The sequence below is a fragment of the Acinetobacter sp. ANC 5378 genome, from assembly GCF_013004315.1.
GTDB lineage: Bacteria > Pseudomonadota > Gammaproteobacteria > Pseudomonadales > Moraxellaceae > Acinetobacter.
Map to the genome: position 1 here is coordinate 22,732 of NZ_JABERK010000009.1, position 16,363 is coordinate 39,094.

Below are 16,363 nucleotides of genomic sequence, written 5' to 3' on the forward strand. Positions count from 1 at the left end.
AGTATTTTGATTTTTAATATATTATATTTAAGTTTGAGTGAAAATAAAGCAATTAAAGCTTCAAGATATAAGTAACGTTATTTTCAGAAAGAGGGGAAGTTGTGTATAGAACTGCCATATCCCAAACATAAATTGCCTGAGTTAAATCTAAAACAGGATAGCTGTGTAAAAATCTAGAATCTCGGACATAAAAATCCCCGACTGATCGGGGATTTTTATTTTTTTCATTTGGATTAGAAGGTAGGTTTAACCACCACTAAAATGACCACTGCAAATAGAATCAGCGTGGGCATTTCATTAAAGTAACGCCAAAACTTGTGTGATTTGTAATGTGCATCGAACATCAGTTTTTTACGGTAATAACCACAGACTAAATGGTAAATCACCAGTAAACCGACCAATCCAACTTTCAGGTAAAACCAGAGTGCTTCATGGTAATGCCGAGTTGCATCACCCCAATCTACCAAGAAGTGCGCCGTGATAAGGGTGGCAAGCATTGCCGGCCACATGATGCCGCGATACAACTTGCGTTCCATAATCTGGAAACGTTGATGACTTGTGGCATCCTCACTCATCGCATGATAAACATATAAACGTGGCAAGTAGAACAAAGCGGCGAACCAGCAAACTACAGCAATAATATGTAATGCTTTTACCCACAAGAAAGCATTAGAAGGAGCATCCATCTATTCACCCTTTTAAGGGCAGTGTGGCAGAAGTTGATCATCCGTTTCCGAATGATCAACAATTCTTAGCTTAGCCTTCCCATTTTTTGAAAACAAGACAGGCATTTACACCGCCAAAACCGAAACTGTTACTCATCACAGTATTCAATTTTGTGTCACGTTTTTCAAGCACGATATCAAATGGTTTTGCGCCTTCATCCAGTTCAGTCACGTTGATGTTTGGCGCAATAAAGTCATTTTGCATCATCAATACTGAATAAATGGCTTCTTGTACACCCGCTGCACCTAAGCTGTGACCGGTCATCGACTTGGTTGAACTTAATGGAGGAACTTGACCTTCACCGAATGCACGTTCCATCGCTTTAAGTTCAGTCACGTCACCCGCAGGGGTAGATGTACCATGTGTGTTTACATAGTCAATTTTATCTACACCGTGCTGTTTTGCTTCTTCTAAAGCCATAAGCACACAGCGTGTTGCACCTTCACCACTTGGCGCAACCATGTCTGCACCATCACTGTTTGCAGCATAACCAACAACTTCAGCTAAGATGTTCGCGCCACGAGCTTGTGCATGTTCAAGTGATTCAAGCACCACGAAACCGCCACCACCCGCAATCACAAAACCGTCACGGTCAGCAGAATATGGGCGAGAAGCTGTTTCAGGCGTGTCATTGTATTTAGAGCAAAGTGCACCCATGGCATCAAACAACAAGCTTTGTGACCAGTGATCTTCTTCACCGCCACCAGCAAGCATTAAATCCTGTTTGCCCAACTGGATCAGGTTGTAAGCATAACCAATCGCATCAGCAGATGTTGCACATGCGCTGGTAATGGTATGCGCCACACCTTGTAATTTGAATGCAACGCCAACGTTTGCTGTAATCGTGTTGGTCATGTTACGAGGAACAAAGAAAGGGCCAACTTTACGTGCGCCTTTGGTTTGCAATAATTCGTTCATTTCAATAACAGAAGCAGTTGAACCACCACCTGAACCACCGGTAATACCGTAACGTGGGTTGCCCGCTAAATCTTCAACCTGTAAACCCGCATGTTCGACTGCAGCAAGGGCTGAGTTGTATGCATACATCGCACAAACGCCCATAAAGCGTTTTAGTTTACGGTCGATATTGTCAAAGTTTTGTTCTGCTGCTGCACTTACGTGACTTTTAAAGTTGAGTTCAGCATAAGTTGGGTTAAAACGTGTTCCAGAAATACCGTTTTGCAAAGAATTTGTTACTTCTTCTAAAGAATTACCAATACATGAGTTAATGCCCATGCCAGTGATTACAACACGTTTCATCTACAGATCCCTTATATGGTAGTGGTTTGAGCAAATGCAGCTGAATGAATTGTTTGCCTTAAGCAAAACCCAGTGCCTTACTCATGTATTTCAATTACATTCATAATAGCAGAAAGATTTTTGAATTCTTATGGCAAATATTATGCCTATTTCCCTCTGTGTGTATTTGTGAAAATTACCCGGTTTAATTAACTAAAAGATACACATTAATATTGAGATAAACTTAGACTGTGCCTAGTATTTATCAACAATTGTAAGAATTGAAAATGAGGGTAAAGAATGACTGATATCAATAATAAACATTCACATGGATTCTTCTCAAATGCCTTTGGAGTGGCTAAAAAGATCAGTGCAGCTGGAATGGGTGTGCTGAATCATGCCGCTCCGAATGCTGTGACTAGGGCCATGCAGCCATCAAGAAATGGGCAAGTGATGGATGGGAGTGCTGGTCAATCAAATGTTTTTAAAGCCCAAAAATATGATAATCCTCAACAAATGCTACGCGAGTATTTACCCGGTGTATCGAAACAATTACTCGGTCATCAGTATGGTAAAGTGACTCGGGTTGCCAATTTCGTTTCCCCGCAATTTTCAGATAAATTATCAGATTATTTTTTTGAGCAGTTAAATCAATTTACCTCAAATATAAGTTCAGTTGATGCCGTGCTTGATCAGGCAGGTGCAAAAGATTTACAAGAACTGACCCAAGACGTAGATCGGTCAAAGCGAATTAGCCAAGCCTTGGCAGAACAGAATAAATGGATTGCTTCTATACAGGGTGCTGTAACCGGTGCGACAGGCGTGGTGGGTTCGGCGATTGATGTGCCGTTGTCTTTGATTATGTCCTTGCGCATGATTTATCAGGTTGGACGTGCATATGGTTTTGAGCTGAATAAAGAAACAGAACAAGATATTGTTCAGTTTGTGTTTAAACAAATTGATTTAGGCCAGATTGCGGAAAAACAGAGTGTATTGCTGGCGCTAAAAGCATTCTCCAGTATGTTGAAAACACAAGATATGAGTCAGTTTCAAGAAATGTTGGGTTCAAGTAACGATGTTACAGTGCTTAAAAAGTGGTTAAGTAATGAAAATGGTGAAATGAAATGGGATTGGTTGAATCATATTCCCAAAATTTCCATCATCAGTAAATTGACACCAGTCGCAGGAGCGGGTATTGGTGCGGCGTATAGTTGGAAACTGGTTGAAGACGTTAACCAGAAAGCGCAACAAATCTTTTCCCACGCCCGAAGTTACTTGCAACAACATCAAGGGGTAGAGTTATCCCCGATTGCGGCTTATGAAAAATCTTTGGCTTTATTGGCTCAAGCAACTCCCAAATTATTAGAACATTTATCTAAAGTGGATGTGAAACCGGGTGAAATTAAACTGGATCAGGATATTCAAGTCCCTGATAATAAAACCATCTCTAATGTCACAATCAAAAAGAAAATAGAAGCGCCTAAAGTTGATGAAAACCGAAAGGATGAACGAGTTGAACAGGGCTTGGGATATTTAGCTGGGCAAATGGTTGAACCACATGAACAGGTTGAGCCACAAAAACCGGCAATCACCCCGGATGAATCTGAATTGGATGAATATTCACAGGAAGAGCAGGCGGTGAATGGGCAAATTGTTGCTCAGCCTTCTACTGCAGAATCTAAAGAAAATCAGGAATCTGCGCCTATAAATAAAAAAGTTACAAAAAAGAAATCCTAAAAGGTAAACCCCAGCTTAGCAAATGCTTTCAAACGCCCTAAATATAAGGAAATGGTTAATATTTGATATTGTCTCGAATATTGACCATTTTTCTATCTTCGCTTACAATTGTCTGCCCTCGAAAAGTAGTATTTTTTTGAGGCTTTTTATTAACGGGAGAATTGCCAAATGGCAACAACAAATCAGTTGATCCGTAAGGGTCGTACGACTTTGATTGAAAAATCAAAAGTTCCTGCGTTGAAGGCTTGTCCACAACGTCGTGGTGTTTGTACACGTGTTTACACTACTACACCTAAAAAACCTAACTCAGCAATGCGTAAAGTTTGCCGTGTTCGCTTAACTTCAGGTTTTGAAGTATCAAGCTACATCGGTGGTGAAGGCCATAACCTACAAGAGCACAGTGTTGTTCTTATCCGTGGTGGTCGTGTTAAAGACTTACCAGGTGTACGTTACCATACCGTTCGTGGTTCTTTAGACTGCGCTGGTGTTAAAGATCGTAACCAGTCTCGTTCTAAATACGGTACTAAACGTCCTAAGAAATAATCTTTCGAGATTAGTTTCTTAAGAACGTAGAACCGCAATCCTTTATCGTCTCGCTTGTCTGATTTCTGCATTTAATTTTGTGAAATTCAAGCGACGTGTAGTAAGGCCAGCGAACAGTACATGACACTTTGTACTCATGCTGGATAAACCTGAAGTGTCATATTTATAGGTGTATTAAAATGCCAAGACGTCGCGTAGTCGCTGCCCGTGAAATCCTTCCGGATCCTAAGTTCGGCAGCCAAACAATCGCTAAATTCATGAACCACGTAATGCAAGATGGTAAAAAATCTATTGCTGAAAGTATCGTTTACGGTGCTTTAGACCGCGTTCAAGAAAAATCTAAAGTAGACCCAGTTGAATTTTTCGAGACTACTCTTGAAAAAGTTCGTCCTATGGTCGAAGTAAAAGCACGCCGTGTTGGTGGTGCTACTTATCAAGTGCCTATGGAAGTACGCCCATCCCGTCGTACTGCCTTAGCTATGCGCTGGTTAGTAGACGCTGCTGCTAAGCGTTCTGAAAAAACTATGGCTTTACGTCTTGCTGGTGAGTTGCTTGATGCAGCTGAAGGTAAAGGTTCAGCGATTAAGAAACGTGAAGATGTGCATCGTATGGCTGAAGCCAACAAAGCATTCTCTCACTACCGTTTCTAATAGGTTTAAAGACCTTAATCAGGATGATGACAGGTCGGTTTTCACTGATCTGTCTTCAAAACGCTTTAAGCTGCTTAGCAGCTTAAAGCGTCCTGTTTTAAACAACAAATTTAGGAATGCAAGAAATCATGGCTCGTCAAACCCCAATTTCTCGTTATCGTAACATTGGTATTTCTGCTCATATTGATGCTGGTAAAACCACGACTTCAGAACGTATTTTGTTCTACACAGGTGTATCTCACAAAATTGGTGAAGTACATGATGGTGCAGCAACAATGGACTGGATGGAACAAGAGCAAGAACGTGGTATTACCATCACTTCAGCTGCTACAACTTGTTTCTGGTCTGGTATGGCTAAGCAGTTCCCAGAACACCGTATCAACGTAATTGATACCCCGGGACACGTTGACTTCACAATCGAAGTTGAGCGTTCTATGCGTGTTCTTGACGGTGCATGTATGGTTTACTGTGCTGTAGGTGGTGTACAACCTCAGTCAGAAACTGTATGGCGTCAAGCAAACAAATATAAAGTGCCTCGTTTAGCATTCGTGAACAAGATGGACCGTACTGGTGCAAACTTCTTCCGTGTTGTTGAACAAATGAAAACACGTCTTGGTGCACACCCTGTACCAGTTGTAATCCCTGTTGGCGCTGAAGAAAACTTCACTGGCGTTATCGACTTGATCGAAATGAAACAGATCATTTGGGATGAAGCTTCTCAAGGTATGCAGTTTGAATACGGTGAAATCCCGGCTGAACTTCAAGCAACTGCTGAAGAGTGGCGTACAAACTTGGTTGAAGCTGCGGCTGAAGCATCTGAAGAATTGATGGATGAATACCTGAACAATGGCGATTTGACTAAAGAACAAATCGTTGCTGGTATTCGTGCTCAAACTTTGGCTTGTGAAATCCAACCAATGCTTTGTGGTACAGCATTCAAAAACAAAGGTGTTCAACGTATGTTGGATGCTGTTATTGATTTCTTACCATCGCCGACTGAAGTTAAGCCTATCGAAGGTATTCTTGACGACAAAGCTGAAACTAAAGCGATTCGTGAAGCATCTGACGAAGCACCGTTCTCTGCGCTTGCATTCAAAATCATGAATGACAAGTTCGTAGGTAACTTAACTTTCGTACGTGTTTATTCTGGTGTGCTTAAACAAGGCGATCCAGTATACAACCCAGTGAAATCTAAACGTGAACGTATTGGTCGTATCGTGCAAATGCACGCGAACGAACGTCAAGACGTTGAAGAAATCCGCGCGGGTGATATCGCTGCATGTGTAGGTCTTAAAGACGTTACTACTGGTGATACTCTTTGTGATGAGAAAAACATCATTACTCTAGAGCGTATGGAATTCCCTGAGCCAGTAATTTCTTTAGCTGTAGAGCCTAAGACTAAAGCTGACCAAGAGAAAATGTCTATCGCACTTGGTCGTTTGGCTAAAGAAGATCCATCGTTCCGTGTTCGCACAGACGAAGAATCTGGTCAAACGATTATTGCAGGTATGGGTGAGCTTCACCTTGACATCCTTGTTGACCGTATGAAACGTGAATTTAACGTTGAAGCGAACATTGGTAAACCAATGGTTGCTTACCGCGAAACGATTAAAAAATCTGTTGAGCAAGAAGGTAAATTCGTACGTCAAACAGGTGGTAAAGGTAAATTCGGTCATGTATATGTTCGTTTAGAACCTATGGATGTTGAAGAAGCTGGTAAAGAATACCAATTCGTTGAAGAAGTTGTAGGTGGTGTTGTACCTAAAGAATTCTTCGGTGCGGTTGATAAAGGTATTCAAGAACGTATGAAGAATGGTGTATTGGCTGGTTACCCTGTTGTGGGTATCAAAGCGACATTATTCGATGGTTCTTACCATGATGTCGATTCTGACGAATTATCGTTCAAAATGGCGGGTTCTTATGCCTTCCGTGATGGTTTCATGAAAGCGGATCCTATCCTTCTTGAACCAATCATGAAAGTTGAAGTAGAAACTCCAGAAGACTACATGGGCGATATCATGGGTGACTTAAACCGTCGTCGTGGTATGGTTCAGGGTATGGACGATCTTCCTGGTGGTACTAAAGCAATTCGCGCTGAAGTTCCATTGGCTGAGATGTTTGGTTACGCAACTTCTATGCGTTCTATGTCTCAAGGTCGTGCGACTTACTCTATGGAATTTGCTAAATATGCTGAAACTCCACGTAACGTGGCTGAAGGCATCATTACTAAGTTCCAGTCTGGCGGTAAAAAAGGTGACGACGAGTAATCTTTCGATTACTATAAGCCCCAAACTAATTCATAGTTAAAAACCAAAATCGCTTATGGAGTTTTCCCTCCATAAGCAGTTTAAAAAGGAAGATCTCATGGCTAAGGCTAAGTTCGAACGTAATAAACCACACGTAAACGTGGGTACAATTGGTCACGTCGACCATGGTAAAACAACTTTAACTGCTGCAATTGCAACAATCTGTGCAAAAACTTACGGCGGTGAAGCGAAAGATTACGCAGCAATTGACTCTGCACCAGAAGAAAAAGCACGTGGTATTACCATTAATACTTCACACGTAGAATACGATTCTCCAACTCGTCACTACGCACACGTAGACTGTCCAGGTCACGCCGATTATGTTAAAAACATGATCACTGGTGCTGCTCAAATGGACGGCGCGATCCTTGTATGTGCTGCGACTGATGGTCCTATGCCACAGACTCGTGAACACATCCTTCTTTCTCGTCAGGTTGGTGTACCTTACATTCTTGTATTCCTTAACAAGTGTGACCTTGTTGATGACGAAGAATTGCTTGAATTGGTAGAAATGGAAGTTCGTGAACTTCTTTCTACTTATGACTTCCCAGGTGATGACACTCCAATCATCCGTGGTTCAGCGCTTGCTGCACTTAATGGTGACCAAGGTCAGTATGGCGAATCTGCTGTAATCGAATTGGTTGCTGCACTTGATTCTTACATTCCTGAACCAGAACGTGCGATCGACAAAGCATTCTTGATGCCAATCGAAGACGTATTCTCAATTTCAGGTCGTGGTACTGTAGTAACAGGCCGTGTTGAAGCGGGTATCGTTAAAGTTGGCGAAGAAGTTGAAATTGTTGGTATTAAAGATACAGTTAAAACAACTGTAACTGGCGTAGAAATGTTCCGTAAATTGCTTGACGAAGGTCGTGCTGGCGAGAACTGTGGTGTTCTTCTACGTGGTACTAAACGTGAAGACGTTCAACGTGGTCAAGTACTTGCTAAACCAGGTACAATCAAGCCGCATACTAAATTCGACGCAGAAGTATACGTACTTTCTAAAGAAGAGGGTGGTCGTCATACTCCATTCCTTAACGGTTACCGTCCACAATTCTATTTCCGTACAACTGACGTAACTGGCGCAATCCAATTACAAGAAGGCGTGGAAATGGTTATGCCTGGTGACAACGTTGAAATGTCAGTAGAATTGATCCACCCAATCGCAATGGACCCAGGTCTACGTTTTGCGATCCGTGAAGGTGGTCGTACAGTTGGTGCTGGTGTTGTTGCTAAAGTAACTGCATAAGTATTGATTGTTTGAAAAAAGCGCTCCTTTGGAGCGCTTTTTTTATGCATGATGATTTTTTATATGGGTTTCCTGTGTCATAAAAATGATTGCACTCATTATCTTTTTCTCTTACGTCGAAATAAAGCAGTGCTTTATTCCCTTGCATCGAAAAAATGATTTTACTTATTGTTCTTTTCTCTGGCATCGAAAAAGCATTGTTATTATTTATTTCTCTTGCGTCGAAATAAAACAGTGTTTTATTACCTTGCGTAGAAAAAAATAATTTTACTTATCATTATTTTTTTCTCCTCATGTCCTTAACTGATATTTTCCTGACCTTATCTGCACTTATAGCAAGTTTTTAAATACGTAATATAAGAATGAAGAAAAACAAACATAAGTGAATGTAGCAGCATCATTTTGCTAGATAGGAGTAAGAGTCATGAATGCTAAGGTCAATATCACCAATCGAGCAGGGGCAAGCTTTCCTGTTCGTCGAATGAATTTCGATTTCAATAACGTGCCAGAATACTGGATGAATGATTCAGTGGGATTGACGCATTTTATGACTGCGCTTTCTGCTTTGTTTCCAGCGGGTGAAAAGTTTTTTATTGATAGTGTTCGGGTCGTTCGCAATCATCCAGCGATTAAAGAAAATCAGGAATTACAAAAAGAAATTAGTGCTTTTATTGGGCAAGAAGCCATGCATACTCAAGAGCATGTGGGTTTTAATGCAGCTGCACAACGTTATGGACATGATGTTGATACGCTGGATAAATATACTGACACCGTGATTCAAACTGCACGTAAAGTATTTGCATTCGTCGGTAAACCGTTTGGCATTACCCAGGAAATGGTCGATTTAACCGCAACCACCGCACTTGAGCATTTTACAGCGACCATTGCATCACAATTGCTGACCAATCAGAATATTCAGGAATTGATGCAAGATGAAACCATGAAAACCATGTGGTTATGGCATGCTATTGAAGAAAACGAGCATAAAGCGGTAGCTTATGATGTATTTGAAGGCGTATTTGGTAAAGGCTTAAAGTCTTATCTGTTACGTACCAGTTCACTTGTGACTGCTATGACAACGTTGTTCTTTGTACAAAATTATTTCTTATTGCGTCTATTGCGACAAGATCAACAGTTGAATTTTGACTCAATCAAAAGCATTTATGAGTATGCCTATAGCCCATCCAAAGGGATTATTACGGGTATGGGTAAGGAAATGTTGGCTTATTTTAAACCGGGTTTTCATCCAAATGATTTAGATACCGTCAGTTTGCTAGAGACTTGGAAAGCTAAATTAGGTTTTTAAGATGCCTTGACTCTTTGGGCAATCCAGATTGCCCTTTTTTTTTACTCGATTTTTTATCTAAAGTTCCTATAATGCGAAGCTTCTGTTATTTAAAAGATGAACGAAGATGATTCGTTTGATGCAAAAAGCGGATGTACAAACAGTCGCGAACATTGAAAAATTAGTACAAAGCCATCCATGGACGGCAAAGCAGTTTGAGGAATCAATTGATTATTATCTGAGTACCGTGATTGAGCAGCAAGGACAGGTGGTGGGTTTTTGTATCTTGCAACCGGTGTTAGATGAAGCCAATCTACTACTGATGGCAATTGATCCGAGTCAGCAGGGTAAAGGCTTAGGTTATCAACTTCTTGAAGATTCAATTGCGCAATTGAAAAATAATCCGCTGCAAATTTTCTTGGAAGTGCGGGAAAGCAATCAAGCTGCAATTGCACTCTATGAAAAAGCCGGTTTTCATCAAATTGATTTACGTAAAAATTATTATCCAAAGCCAGACGGCTCTCGCGAGCATGCCATTATTATGGTGAAATCATGCAGTGATGATTTTTCACAACTTTTTAAATCATAAGTAATGTTATTTGATAATTGGGTTATTCCATCCAGAGGGCAAGGTGGTCATCAGGGAGTTTCCCAATTGTTGAATTTCTTCTGGAGTGAGCAGGCGGTTTAAACGTCGCCATTGCCCATCAATCAATAGCTCTAAAGGTACATATTGAGATTTATAATTCATTTTATTGGAATGGGGCACCCAATAGCCTAAATAAACATAAGGTAAAGCTAAAGCTTTAGCATGTTCAATTTGCTTAAGTACCGCGAATACGCCTAGTGAACGTCGATTTTCATCAGGATCAAAAAAAGTATAAACTGCAGAAACCCCATCATCTAAAGGATCACAACTCGAAACGCTAATCAGCTTGTCGTCTTTCCAGAATTCCAAGAAAAAACTGTCGGTGCAGCTATGCACTAAAAATTTTTCGAATTGATCTAAGCTCGGTGGGAACATATCGCCATCGGCATGACGTTCATTGATATAGCGTTCATACAAAGCATAATGAATGTCAGATGCATCCGCAGTGCGCGTGATTTTAACAGTCAGGTCCTGATTACGTTTCCAGGCCTTTTTCTGCGTACTGTTCATATGAAATTCAGTGACGGGGACACGACAGGATAGGCATTGGCGGCACAAATGACATTCAGGACGGTAAACAAAATCGCCACTGCGACGAAAACCGAGACGAGAAAGTTCAGATAAACTGACCACATCAATTCGATGGGCAGGATCTAAAAAGACCATCCGCGCTGATTTATTTTCTAGGTAACTACAGCTATGCGGCGGCGTAATATAATACTGTAAATCATTCAATAGGGACTTTGGGTGATATGAATTCATGGCAAGATCCCTCTGTTATTTTCATTCAATTAATCGTGCGTGTTGCGCTATTGTTTTACTTGAAAATACACCCTCTTGATATTTTTTCCAATCTATTGAGGGCTGTTTCACAACATCTTGTAACGAATTAAGATACGCTTGGCGAGAAAGTGTACAAGCACCCAAGCTTAAAAGGTGATCATTAACCAATTGACAGTCCACCCAAGGTAGATGATTTTCCTGTCCAAGTAGCATTAAGGTATAAAAAGCCATTTTTGAAACATCGGTTTGGGTGCTAAACATCGACTCACCAAAACAGCCATGTCCAATGGTCACGCCATACAAACCACCGACAATTTTACCTTCATCCCAAACTTCAATGCTATATCCATATCCTGCATCAAATAATTGGCAATATCCATCAATAATATCTTCAGAAATCCAGGTATCTTCTGCATAACTCCGAGGTAGGGAGCAGGAACGAATCACTTGTTCAAAAGCATGATTAATCGTGATTTTATAATCAAACTTTTTCATATTGCGCACTAAAGATTTACTCGGGTGGTAATCTTGGGGGCGAATAATGCAACGCGGTTCAGGACTCCACCAACAGATAGGTTCCCCCTCACTAAACCATGGAAACAGACCGTGGGTATAGGCTTCAAAAAGCGTAGAAGGGGAGAGGTCGGCACCTATGCAAATCAGCCCCTGATCATCGGGATCAGCTTCGATGGGATCGGGGAAAATGAATTCTGAGGGTGCTAATGGATGCATGGGATTCAGCCTGAACGAGAAGAGCAACGAGCGATAAGCATTTATGATTTTTATCATACAAAAAAAACCGCCCAAACAAGGACGGTTTTTTTTGTTTAGAGAAAATTATCCACCTAAAGCATCAAGATATTTTTCAGCATCAAGGGCTGCCATACAGCCTGAACCTGCCGAAGTAATCGCTTGACGGTAAACACTATCCGCGATATCACCTGCAGCAAATACACCCGGAACAGATGCAGCAGTTGCATTGCCGGCAGTACCGCTTTGAACCTGAATATAGCCATCACGTAGGTTCAACTGACCTTCAAACATGCCGCTATTCGGTTTGTGACCAATCGCAACAAATAAGCCGGTGACTTCTACATCTTGTTTAGAGCTATCTTGAGTCGATTGCAGACGAACTGCAGTTACACCTGACTTGCTGTCACCGAGAACTTCATCCACTTGATGATTCCAGATGATGCTGATTTTACCTTCTTTCTCTTTCTCGAAAAGATGATCTTGCAGAATTTTTTCAGAACGTAATGAATCACGACGGTGAACCAAAGTCACGTGTGAAGCAATATTGGATAGGTAAAGTGCTTCTTCAACCGCAGTATTACCACCGCCGACAACCATAACTTTTTGGTTCTTGTAGAAGAAACCGTCACAGGTTGCACATGCGCTAACACCTTGACCCATGAATGCAGCTTCAGATTCAAGACCTAAGTATTGGGCAGTTGCACCTGTTGCAATGATTAATGCATCACAAGTGAACTCTTCCATATCGCCTTTTAGAACGAATGGACGAACGCTTAAATCAACTTCGTTGATATGGTCATAGACAATGTCAGTACCAAAGCGTTCAGCATGCGCTTGCATACGTTCCATGAGTGCAGGACCTGTTAGACCTTCAGGGTCACCCGGCCAGTTGTCGACTTCAGTTGTCGTGGTCAATTGACCACCCAATTGTAAACCGGCAATTAGCGTTGGCTTTAAGTTGGCACGTGCAGCATATACAGCTGCGCTATAACCAGCAGGGCCTGAACCTAGAATAATCAAACGTGAGTGACGAGCGCTCATTCGCGGCATCCTTTTTTTATTTAGAAATTTGTGAAATTATACGTGAAACTCGATAACAGTTGTGTGAGTTCGATGTCGATATTATTAATCATTGAAATCGATTTGAGCTATATACAATAAGGATACTGTGCTAGATACTCAATTCATAGGATTTGTATCAACAGCCTCTACATAATATTGCATCTTTTTCCTTGGAACAGGTGCATAATATCGAGTTTAATTGCGAAACTATTTTGTCTTAGTTTCTTACAAAAACATGAATGAAAAATTGGTTACAGGACAGTATATGACTGCGGTGTCGAGTGCTTATGCACAGCGCTTAATAATGACATTATTTTTAGTCTCTTTTGGAATTTATTTATTCCTTGCAACAGTGACTTATACGCCTTTTGATCCAGGCTGGATGCATATTTCCAGTGATACTCAACAGGTTTCAAATGCCAGTGGTGTTGCAGGGGCATGGATCGCTGATTTACTGTTCGGTTTTTTAGGCTGGGCAAGTTTACTCATTCCAATCTTTTTATTCGTTGAGGCGATTCAAGTCTGGTGGCCGTATAGCTTTTTGAATAAGCCTTTCCGCTATGCTGCACAGTTCTTTATTTTACTGGCGACAGCGAGTTTATTGTATTTGTTTTGGCAAGTTCCTGCCGATACTCTAGACAATGCATCCGGCGGTATTATTGGTTATGAATTGGGTGAAAGTCTGTCTCAAATTTTAACCATTTATGGCGCAACCGTTTTTCTTGTTGTATTTTGGGTGGTTTTATTTACCCTGTCATTTGGTGTGAAGTGGAATAAAACCTGGGTTACACTCAAAGCCACACCTGCTTATTTACAAGACTTGTTTTATAAAAATGTCCCGGAAACCGAGTCTGCATTTGATCGTACAACGCCTGAAGTCAAAAAAACCGTTGCGAGTACTAAACAAAAAGCTGTAGTAGAAAGCGTATCACCCGCTCCAGAACATCGTGAAGTTCAAGATGTATCGCCTGTAGTGCGAGATCAGGCTGCAGAGCGCTTGTTCAATGACATGGTGGAAAAAGAAGAACACTATGCACAGCAGCAGATTATTGATGCCGAAGATGAAGCTGAATTTGAACAGGTCTTAGAAAAAGCCCATCGCCTAGAAGAAAATACTCGACGTGCAGTAGCGACAGGTGAAGTTTGGCGTGCCTTAAACTCAGATGAAAATCAAAAACATAAACAAGATATTGACGCTTTATTAAAAGCTGCAGAAGAATCTGATCTGCATACGTCGCATGATCATTTTAAAGCCTTTGTTGATGAGCAACCTGTAGCAACGACTCCCCAGACTTCTAAACAAAATCTGGATTGGGATGATGACGAAATCTTTGATGAATTGCTTGCTGCAGTTCCAAATGGCAAAACAGCCACGGATGTGCATACCCCATTTAATCATGTAGAGACTGAACAAGCACCATCACCTGTTGAAGAAAAAATTGTAATCGCATCATCTGCAATGGCAGCTTCACCATCGATACATACGACACCTAAGAATTCGGCTTTAGATGACGAGTTTGATGGACTCGATGATCTGTTGGTGGATGATTTGCTAATTGATGAGGTGGAAGAGCCTGCTCCTGTGCGTACTACGAGCAGTTATGCACAATCATCCGCATTTGTCAGTGGCGCAATAAAAACCCAGATTCAGCAACCGATTATTTCAGAAGATGAAAAAGCTTTAATTGCATCAAATAAAGATGTGTTTCGTGAAGTTTGGCAGGAAACTGCAGGCAAACCAGTCGAAGTTGATGAATCTATTGAAGATGATTTCGATTTTGATGCACCATTAACCGATGCATCAGGTCGTCCAATGTCACTGGCGATGCAAGTGGCTGCACGTCGTAAAGATTTGTCACCACTACCAGGACTGGATTTACTGGATAAAGTCGATCCAAATAAAAAAGTAAACTTTACTGCTGAACAGTTAGCCCGTTTATCAGAACTACTCGAAATTAAACTGCAAGAGTTTAACGTCAAAGCCAAAGTCATTGAAGCACAACCGGGGCCGGTCGTAACGCGTTTTGAGCTGGATTTGGCACCAGGTGTTAAAGCCTCTAAAGTGACTAATATTTCACGTGACTTGGCGCGTTCAATGTCGATGGCATCGGTGCGTGTGGTCGAAGTGATTCCGGGTAAACCGTATATAGGGATTGAAGTGCCGAATAGCACACGTGAAATGGTGCGTCTGATCGAGTTGTTAACCATTCCTGCTTTTACCGATCCAAATAGCATTCTTTCGATGGCGATGGGTAAAGATATTTCGGGTAATCCGGTCATTGCTGACTTGGGTAAAGCACCGCATATGCTGGTCGCAGGGACAACTGGTTCAGGTAAGTCAGTGGCAGTGAACTCGATGATTTTATCGATGTTGTTGAAATATACGCCAGATCAATTACGTCTAATTTTAATTGACCCGAAACAGCTGGAACTTGCCAACTATAACGATATTCCTCATTTGCTTACGCCAGTCGTGACGGACATGAAAGATGCAGTCAATGCATTGAATTGGTGTGTCAATGAAATGGAACGTCGCTATAAGCTGATGTCTTATTTGAAAATTCGTAAATTGAGTGACTATAACCGCAAGGTCGATGAAGCGATTGCCAATGGTGAAGACTTGATAGATCCAACGTGGAAAGCGAGTGACTCGGTTGTAGGAGAGCGTGCGCCACGCTTGACGCCGTTACCTTCGATTGTGATTGTTGCCGACGAATTTGCTGACATGATCATGCAGGTGGGTAAAAAAGCTGAAGAAATGATTACCCGTTTGGCACAAAAATCACGTGCTGCGGGTATTCATTTACTGCTTGCGACACAACGTCCATCGGTTGACGTGATTACCGGTTTAATTAAAGCCAATATTCCAACCCGTGTGGCTTTACGTGTAAACAGTAAAATTGACTCGCGTACCATTTTGGATGCCGGTGGTGCAGAAGACCTGTTGGGACATGGTGACATGCTGTTCCTTGGTCCAGGTAAAATTGAGCCTGAACGTGTACATGGTGCATTCATTTCCGATGATGAAGTCAATAATATCTGTGATGCATGGCGTGAACGCGCCGCTCCGAATTATGTTGATGAAATTCTAACGCCTTATGATGAAGAACCGACTTCGCGTGGTTTTGAAGATGGTGATGGTGGTTCGGATCGTGATGCCTTGTATGATCAATGTGTGTCCTTTGTTCTGGAAACACGTAAAGCTTCCACCTCGTCGTTACAGCGTAAGTTTAGCCTCGGTTATAACCGTGCTGCGCGAATCATTGACCAGATGGAAGAAAATGGGATTGTCAGTGGCATGGGTGCCAACGGTAAACGTGACATTTTAGTCTAAATTTTCACTGAGTTGAAGGCCTGCATAAGCAGGCCTTTTTCTGGACG

At 41.5% G+C, this 16,363-nt stretch carries 13 protein-coding genes; 8 read left to right on the forward strand and 5 right to left on the reverse strand.

From position 1 onward, the window contains the following. Nucleotides 1-233: 233 nt before the first annotated feature. Complete coding sequence (locus tag HLH16_RS02170; protein ID WP_171528062.1) at nt 234-686, reverse strand: CopD family protein; 453 nt, start codon at nt 684-686, stop codon at nt 234-236. Nucleotides 687-756: 70 nt separating this feature from the next. Then, complete coding sequence (locus HLH16_RS02175; protein ID WP_131291184.1) at nt 757-1,986, reverse strand: beta-ketoacyl synthase N-terminal-like domain-containing protein; 1,230 nt, start codon at nt 1,984-1,986, stop codon at nt 757-759. A gap of 279 nt (nt 1,987-2,265) precedes the next feature. On the opposite strand from HLH16_RS02175, the gene HLH16_RS02180 reads away from it, so the two are divergent. The 7 genes from HLH16_RS02180 (at nt 2,266) to rimI (ending at nt 10,324) form a co-directional block, all read left to right on the forward strand. After that, nucleotides 2,266-3,702 (forward strand): EcsC family protein, encoded by a 1,437-nt coding sequence (locus HLH16_RS02180; protein WP_171528063.1) that lies wholly within the window; start codon nt 2,266-2,268, stop codon nt 3,700-3,702. A gap of 168 nt (nt 3,703-3,870) precedes the next feature. Next, on the forward strand, nt 3,871-4,245 hold the full coding sequence (gene rpsL / locus HLH16_RS02185; RefSeq protein WP_004648013.1) for a 30S ribosomal protein S12: 375 nt from the start codon (nt 3,871-3,873) through the stop codon (nt 4,243-4,245). Between the two features lie 179 nt (nt 4,246-4,424). Then, a complete protein-coding gene (gene rpsG / locus HLH16_RS02190; protein ID WP_004648014.1) occupies nt 4,425-4,895 on the forward strand; it encodes a 30S ribosomal protein S7 in 471 nt (156 codons plus the stop codon). 128 nt (nt 4,896-5,023) lie between these two features. After that, nucleotides 5,024-7,162 carry an elongation factor G gene (gene fusA / locus HLH16_RS02195; protein WP_131291180.1) on the forward strand — a complete coding sequence of 713 codons (2,139 nt, stop codon included), beginning with the start codon at nt 5,024-5,026 and terminating at the stop codon, nt 7,160-7,162. 97 nt (nt 7,163-7,259) lie between these two features. Then, the gene (tuf, locus tag HLH16_RS02200; RefSeq protein ID WP_131291179.1) at nt 7,260-8,450 is read left to right on the forward strand and encodes an elongation factor Tu; all 1,191 of its coding nucleotides are present in this window, start codon (nt 7,260-7,262) and stop codon (nt 8,448-8,450) included. Nucleotides 8,451-8,874: 424 nt separating this feature from the next. After that, on the forward strand, nt 8,875-9,756 hold the full coding sequence (locus HLH16_RS02205; RefSeq protein ID WP_171528064.1) for a metal-dependent hydrolase: 882 nt from the start codon (nt 8,875-8,877) through the stop codon (nt 9,754-9,756). A 106-nt stretch (nt 9,757-9,862) separates the two neighbouring features. Then, nucleotides 9,863-10,324 carry a ribosomal protein S18-alanine N-acetyltransferase gene (gene rimI, locus HLH16_RS02210; protein ID WP_171528065.1) on the forward strand — a complete coding sequence of 154 codons (462 nt, stop codon included), beginning with the start codon at nt 9,863-9,865 and terminating at the stop codon, nt 10,322-10,324. Between the two features lie 6 nt (nt 10,325-10,330). Here rimI and HLH16_RS02215 read toward each other — a convergent pair whose 3' ends face one another. The 3 genes from HLH16_RS02215 to trxB form a co-directional block, all read right to left on the reverse strand. Then, nucleotides 10,331-11,146 (reverse strand): arginyltransferase, encoded by an 816-nt coding sequence (locus HLH16_RS02215; protein ID WP_171528066.1) that lies wholly within the window; start codon nt 11,144-11,146, stop codon nt 10,331-10,333. Nucleotides 11,147-11,167: 21 nt separating this feature from the next. After that, the gene (gene aat, locus HLH16_RS02220) at nt 11,168-11,899 is read right to left on the reverse strand and encodes a leucyl/phenylalanyl-tRNA--protein transferase (RefSeq protein WP_171528067.1); all 732 of its coding nucleotides are present in this window, start codon (nt 11,897-11,899) and stop codon (nt 11,168-11,170) included. A 105-nt stretch (nt 11,900-12,004) separates the two neighbouring features. Next, the gene (gene trxB / locus HLH16_RS02225) at nt 12,005-12,961 is read right to left on the reverse strand and encodes a thioredoxin-disulfide reductase (protein ID WP_171528068.1); all 957 of its coding nucleotides are present in this window, start codon (nt 12,959-12,961) and stop codon (nt 12,005-12,007) included. A 286-nt stretch (nt 12,962-13,247) separates the two neighbouring features. On the opposite strand from trxB, the gene HLH16_RS02230 reads away from it, so the two are divergent. Beyond that, nucleotides 13,248-16,316, forward strand: coding sequence for a DNA translocase FtsK (locus tag HLH16_RS02230; protein WP_171528069.1), 3,069 nt, complete (start codon nt 13,248-13,250; stop codon nt 16,314-16,316). Nucleotides 16,317-16,363 lie beyond the last annotated feature (47 nt).

Bases quoted from the DNA above. Each gene is read 5' to 3' on its own strand.
- fusA (WP_131291180.1), top strand. From the start codon at position 5,024: ATGGCTCGTCAAACCCCAATTTCTCGTTATCGTAACATTGGTATTTCT.
- HLH16_RS02205 (WP_171528064.1), top strand. From the start codon at position 8,875: ATGAATGCTAAGGTCAATATCACCAATCGAGCAGGGGCAAGCTTTCCT.
- HLH16_RS02180 (WP_171528063.1), top strand. From the start codon at position 2,266: ATGACTGATATCAATAATAAACATTCACATGGATTCTTCTCAAATGCC.
- aat (WP_171528067.1), bottom strand. From the start codon at position 11,899: ATGCATCCATTAGCACCCTCAGAATTCATTTTCCCCGATCCCATCGAA.
- rpsG (WP_004648014.1), top strand. From the start codon at position 4,425: ATGCCAAGACGTCGCGTAGTCGCTGCCCGTGAAATCCTTCCGGATCCT.
- HLH16_RS02170 (WP_171528062.1), bottom strand. From the start codon at position 686: ATGGATGCTCCTTCTAATGCTTTCTTGTGGGTAAAAGCATTACATATT.
- trxB (WP_171528068.1), bottom strand. From the start codon at position 12,961: ATGAGCGCTCGTCACTCACGTTTGATTATTCTAGGTTCAGGCCCTGCT.
- tuf (WP_131291179.1), top strand. From the start codon at position 7,260: ATGGCTAAGGCTAAGTTCGAACGTAATAAACCACACGTAAACGTGGGT.
- HLH16_RS02215 (WP_171528066.1), bottom strand. From the start codon at position 11,146: ATGAATTCATATCACCCAAAGTCCCTATTGAATGATTTACAGTATTAT.
- HLH16_RS02230 (WP_171528069.1), top strand. From the start codon at position 13,248: ATGACTGCGGTGTCGAGTGCTTATGCACAGCGCTTAATAATGACATTA.
- HLH16_RS02175 (WP_131291184.1), bottom strand. From the start codon at position 1,986: ATGAAACGTGTTGTAATCACTGGCATGGGCATTAACTCATGTATTGGT.
- rpsL (WP_004648013.1), top strand. From the start codon at position 3,871: ATGGCAACAACAAATCAGTTGATCCGTAAGGGTCGTACGACTTTGATT.
- rimI (WP_171528065.1), top strand. From the start codon at position 9,863: ATGATTCGTTTGATGCAAAAAGCGGATGTACAAACAGTCGCGAACATT.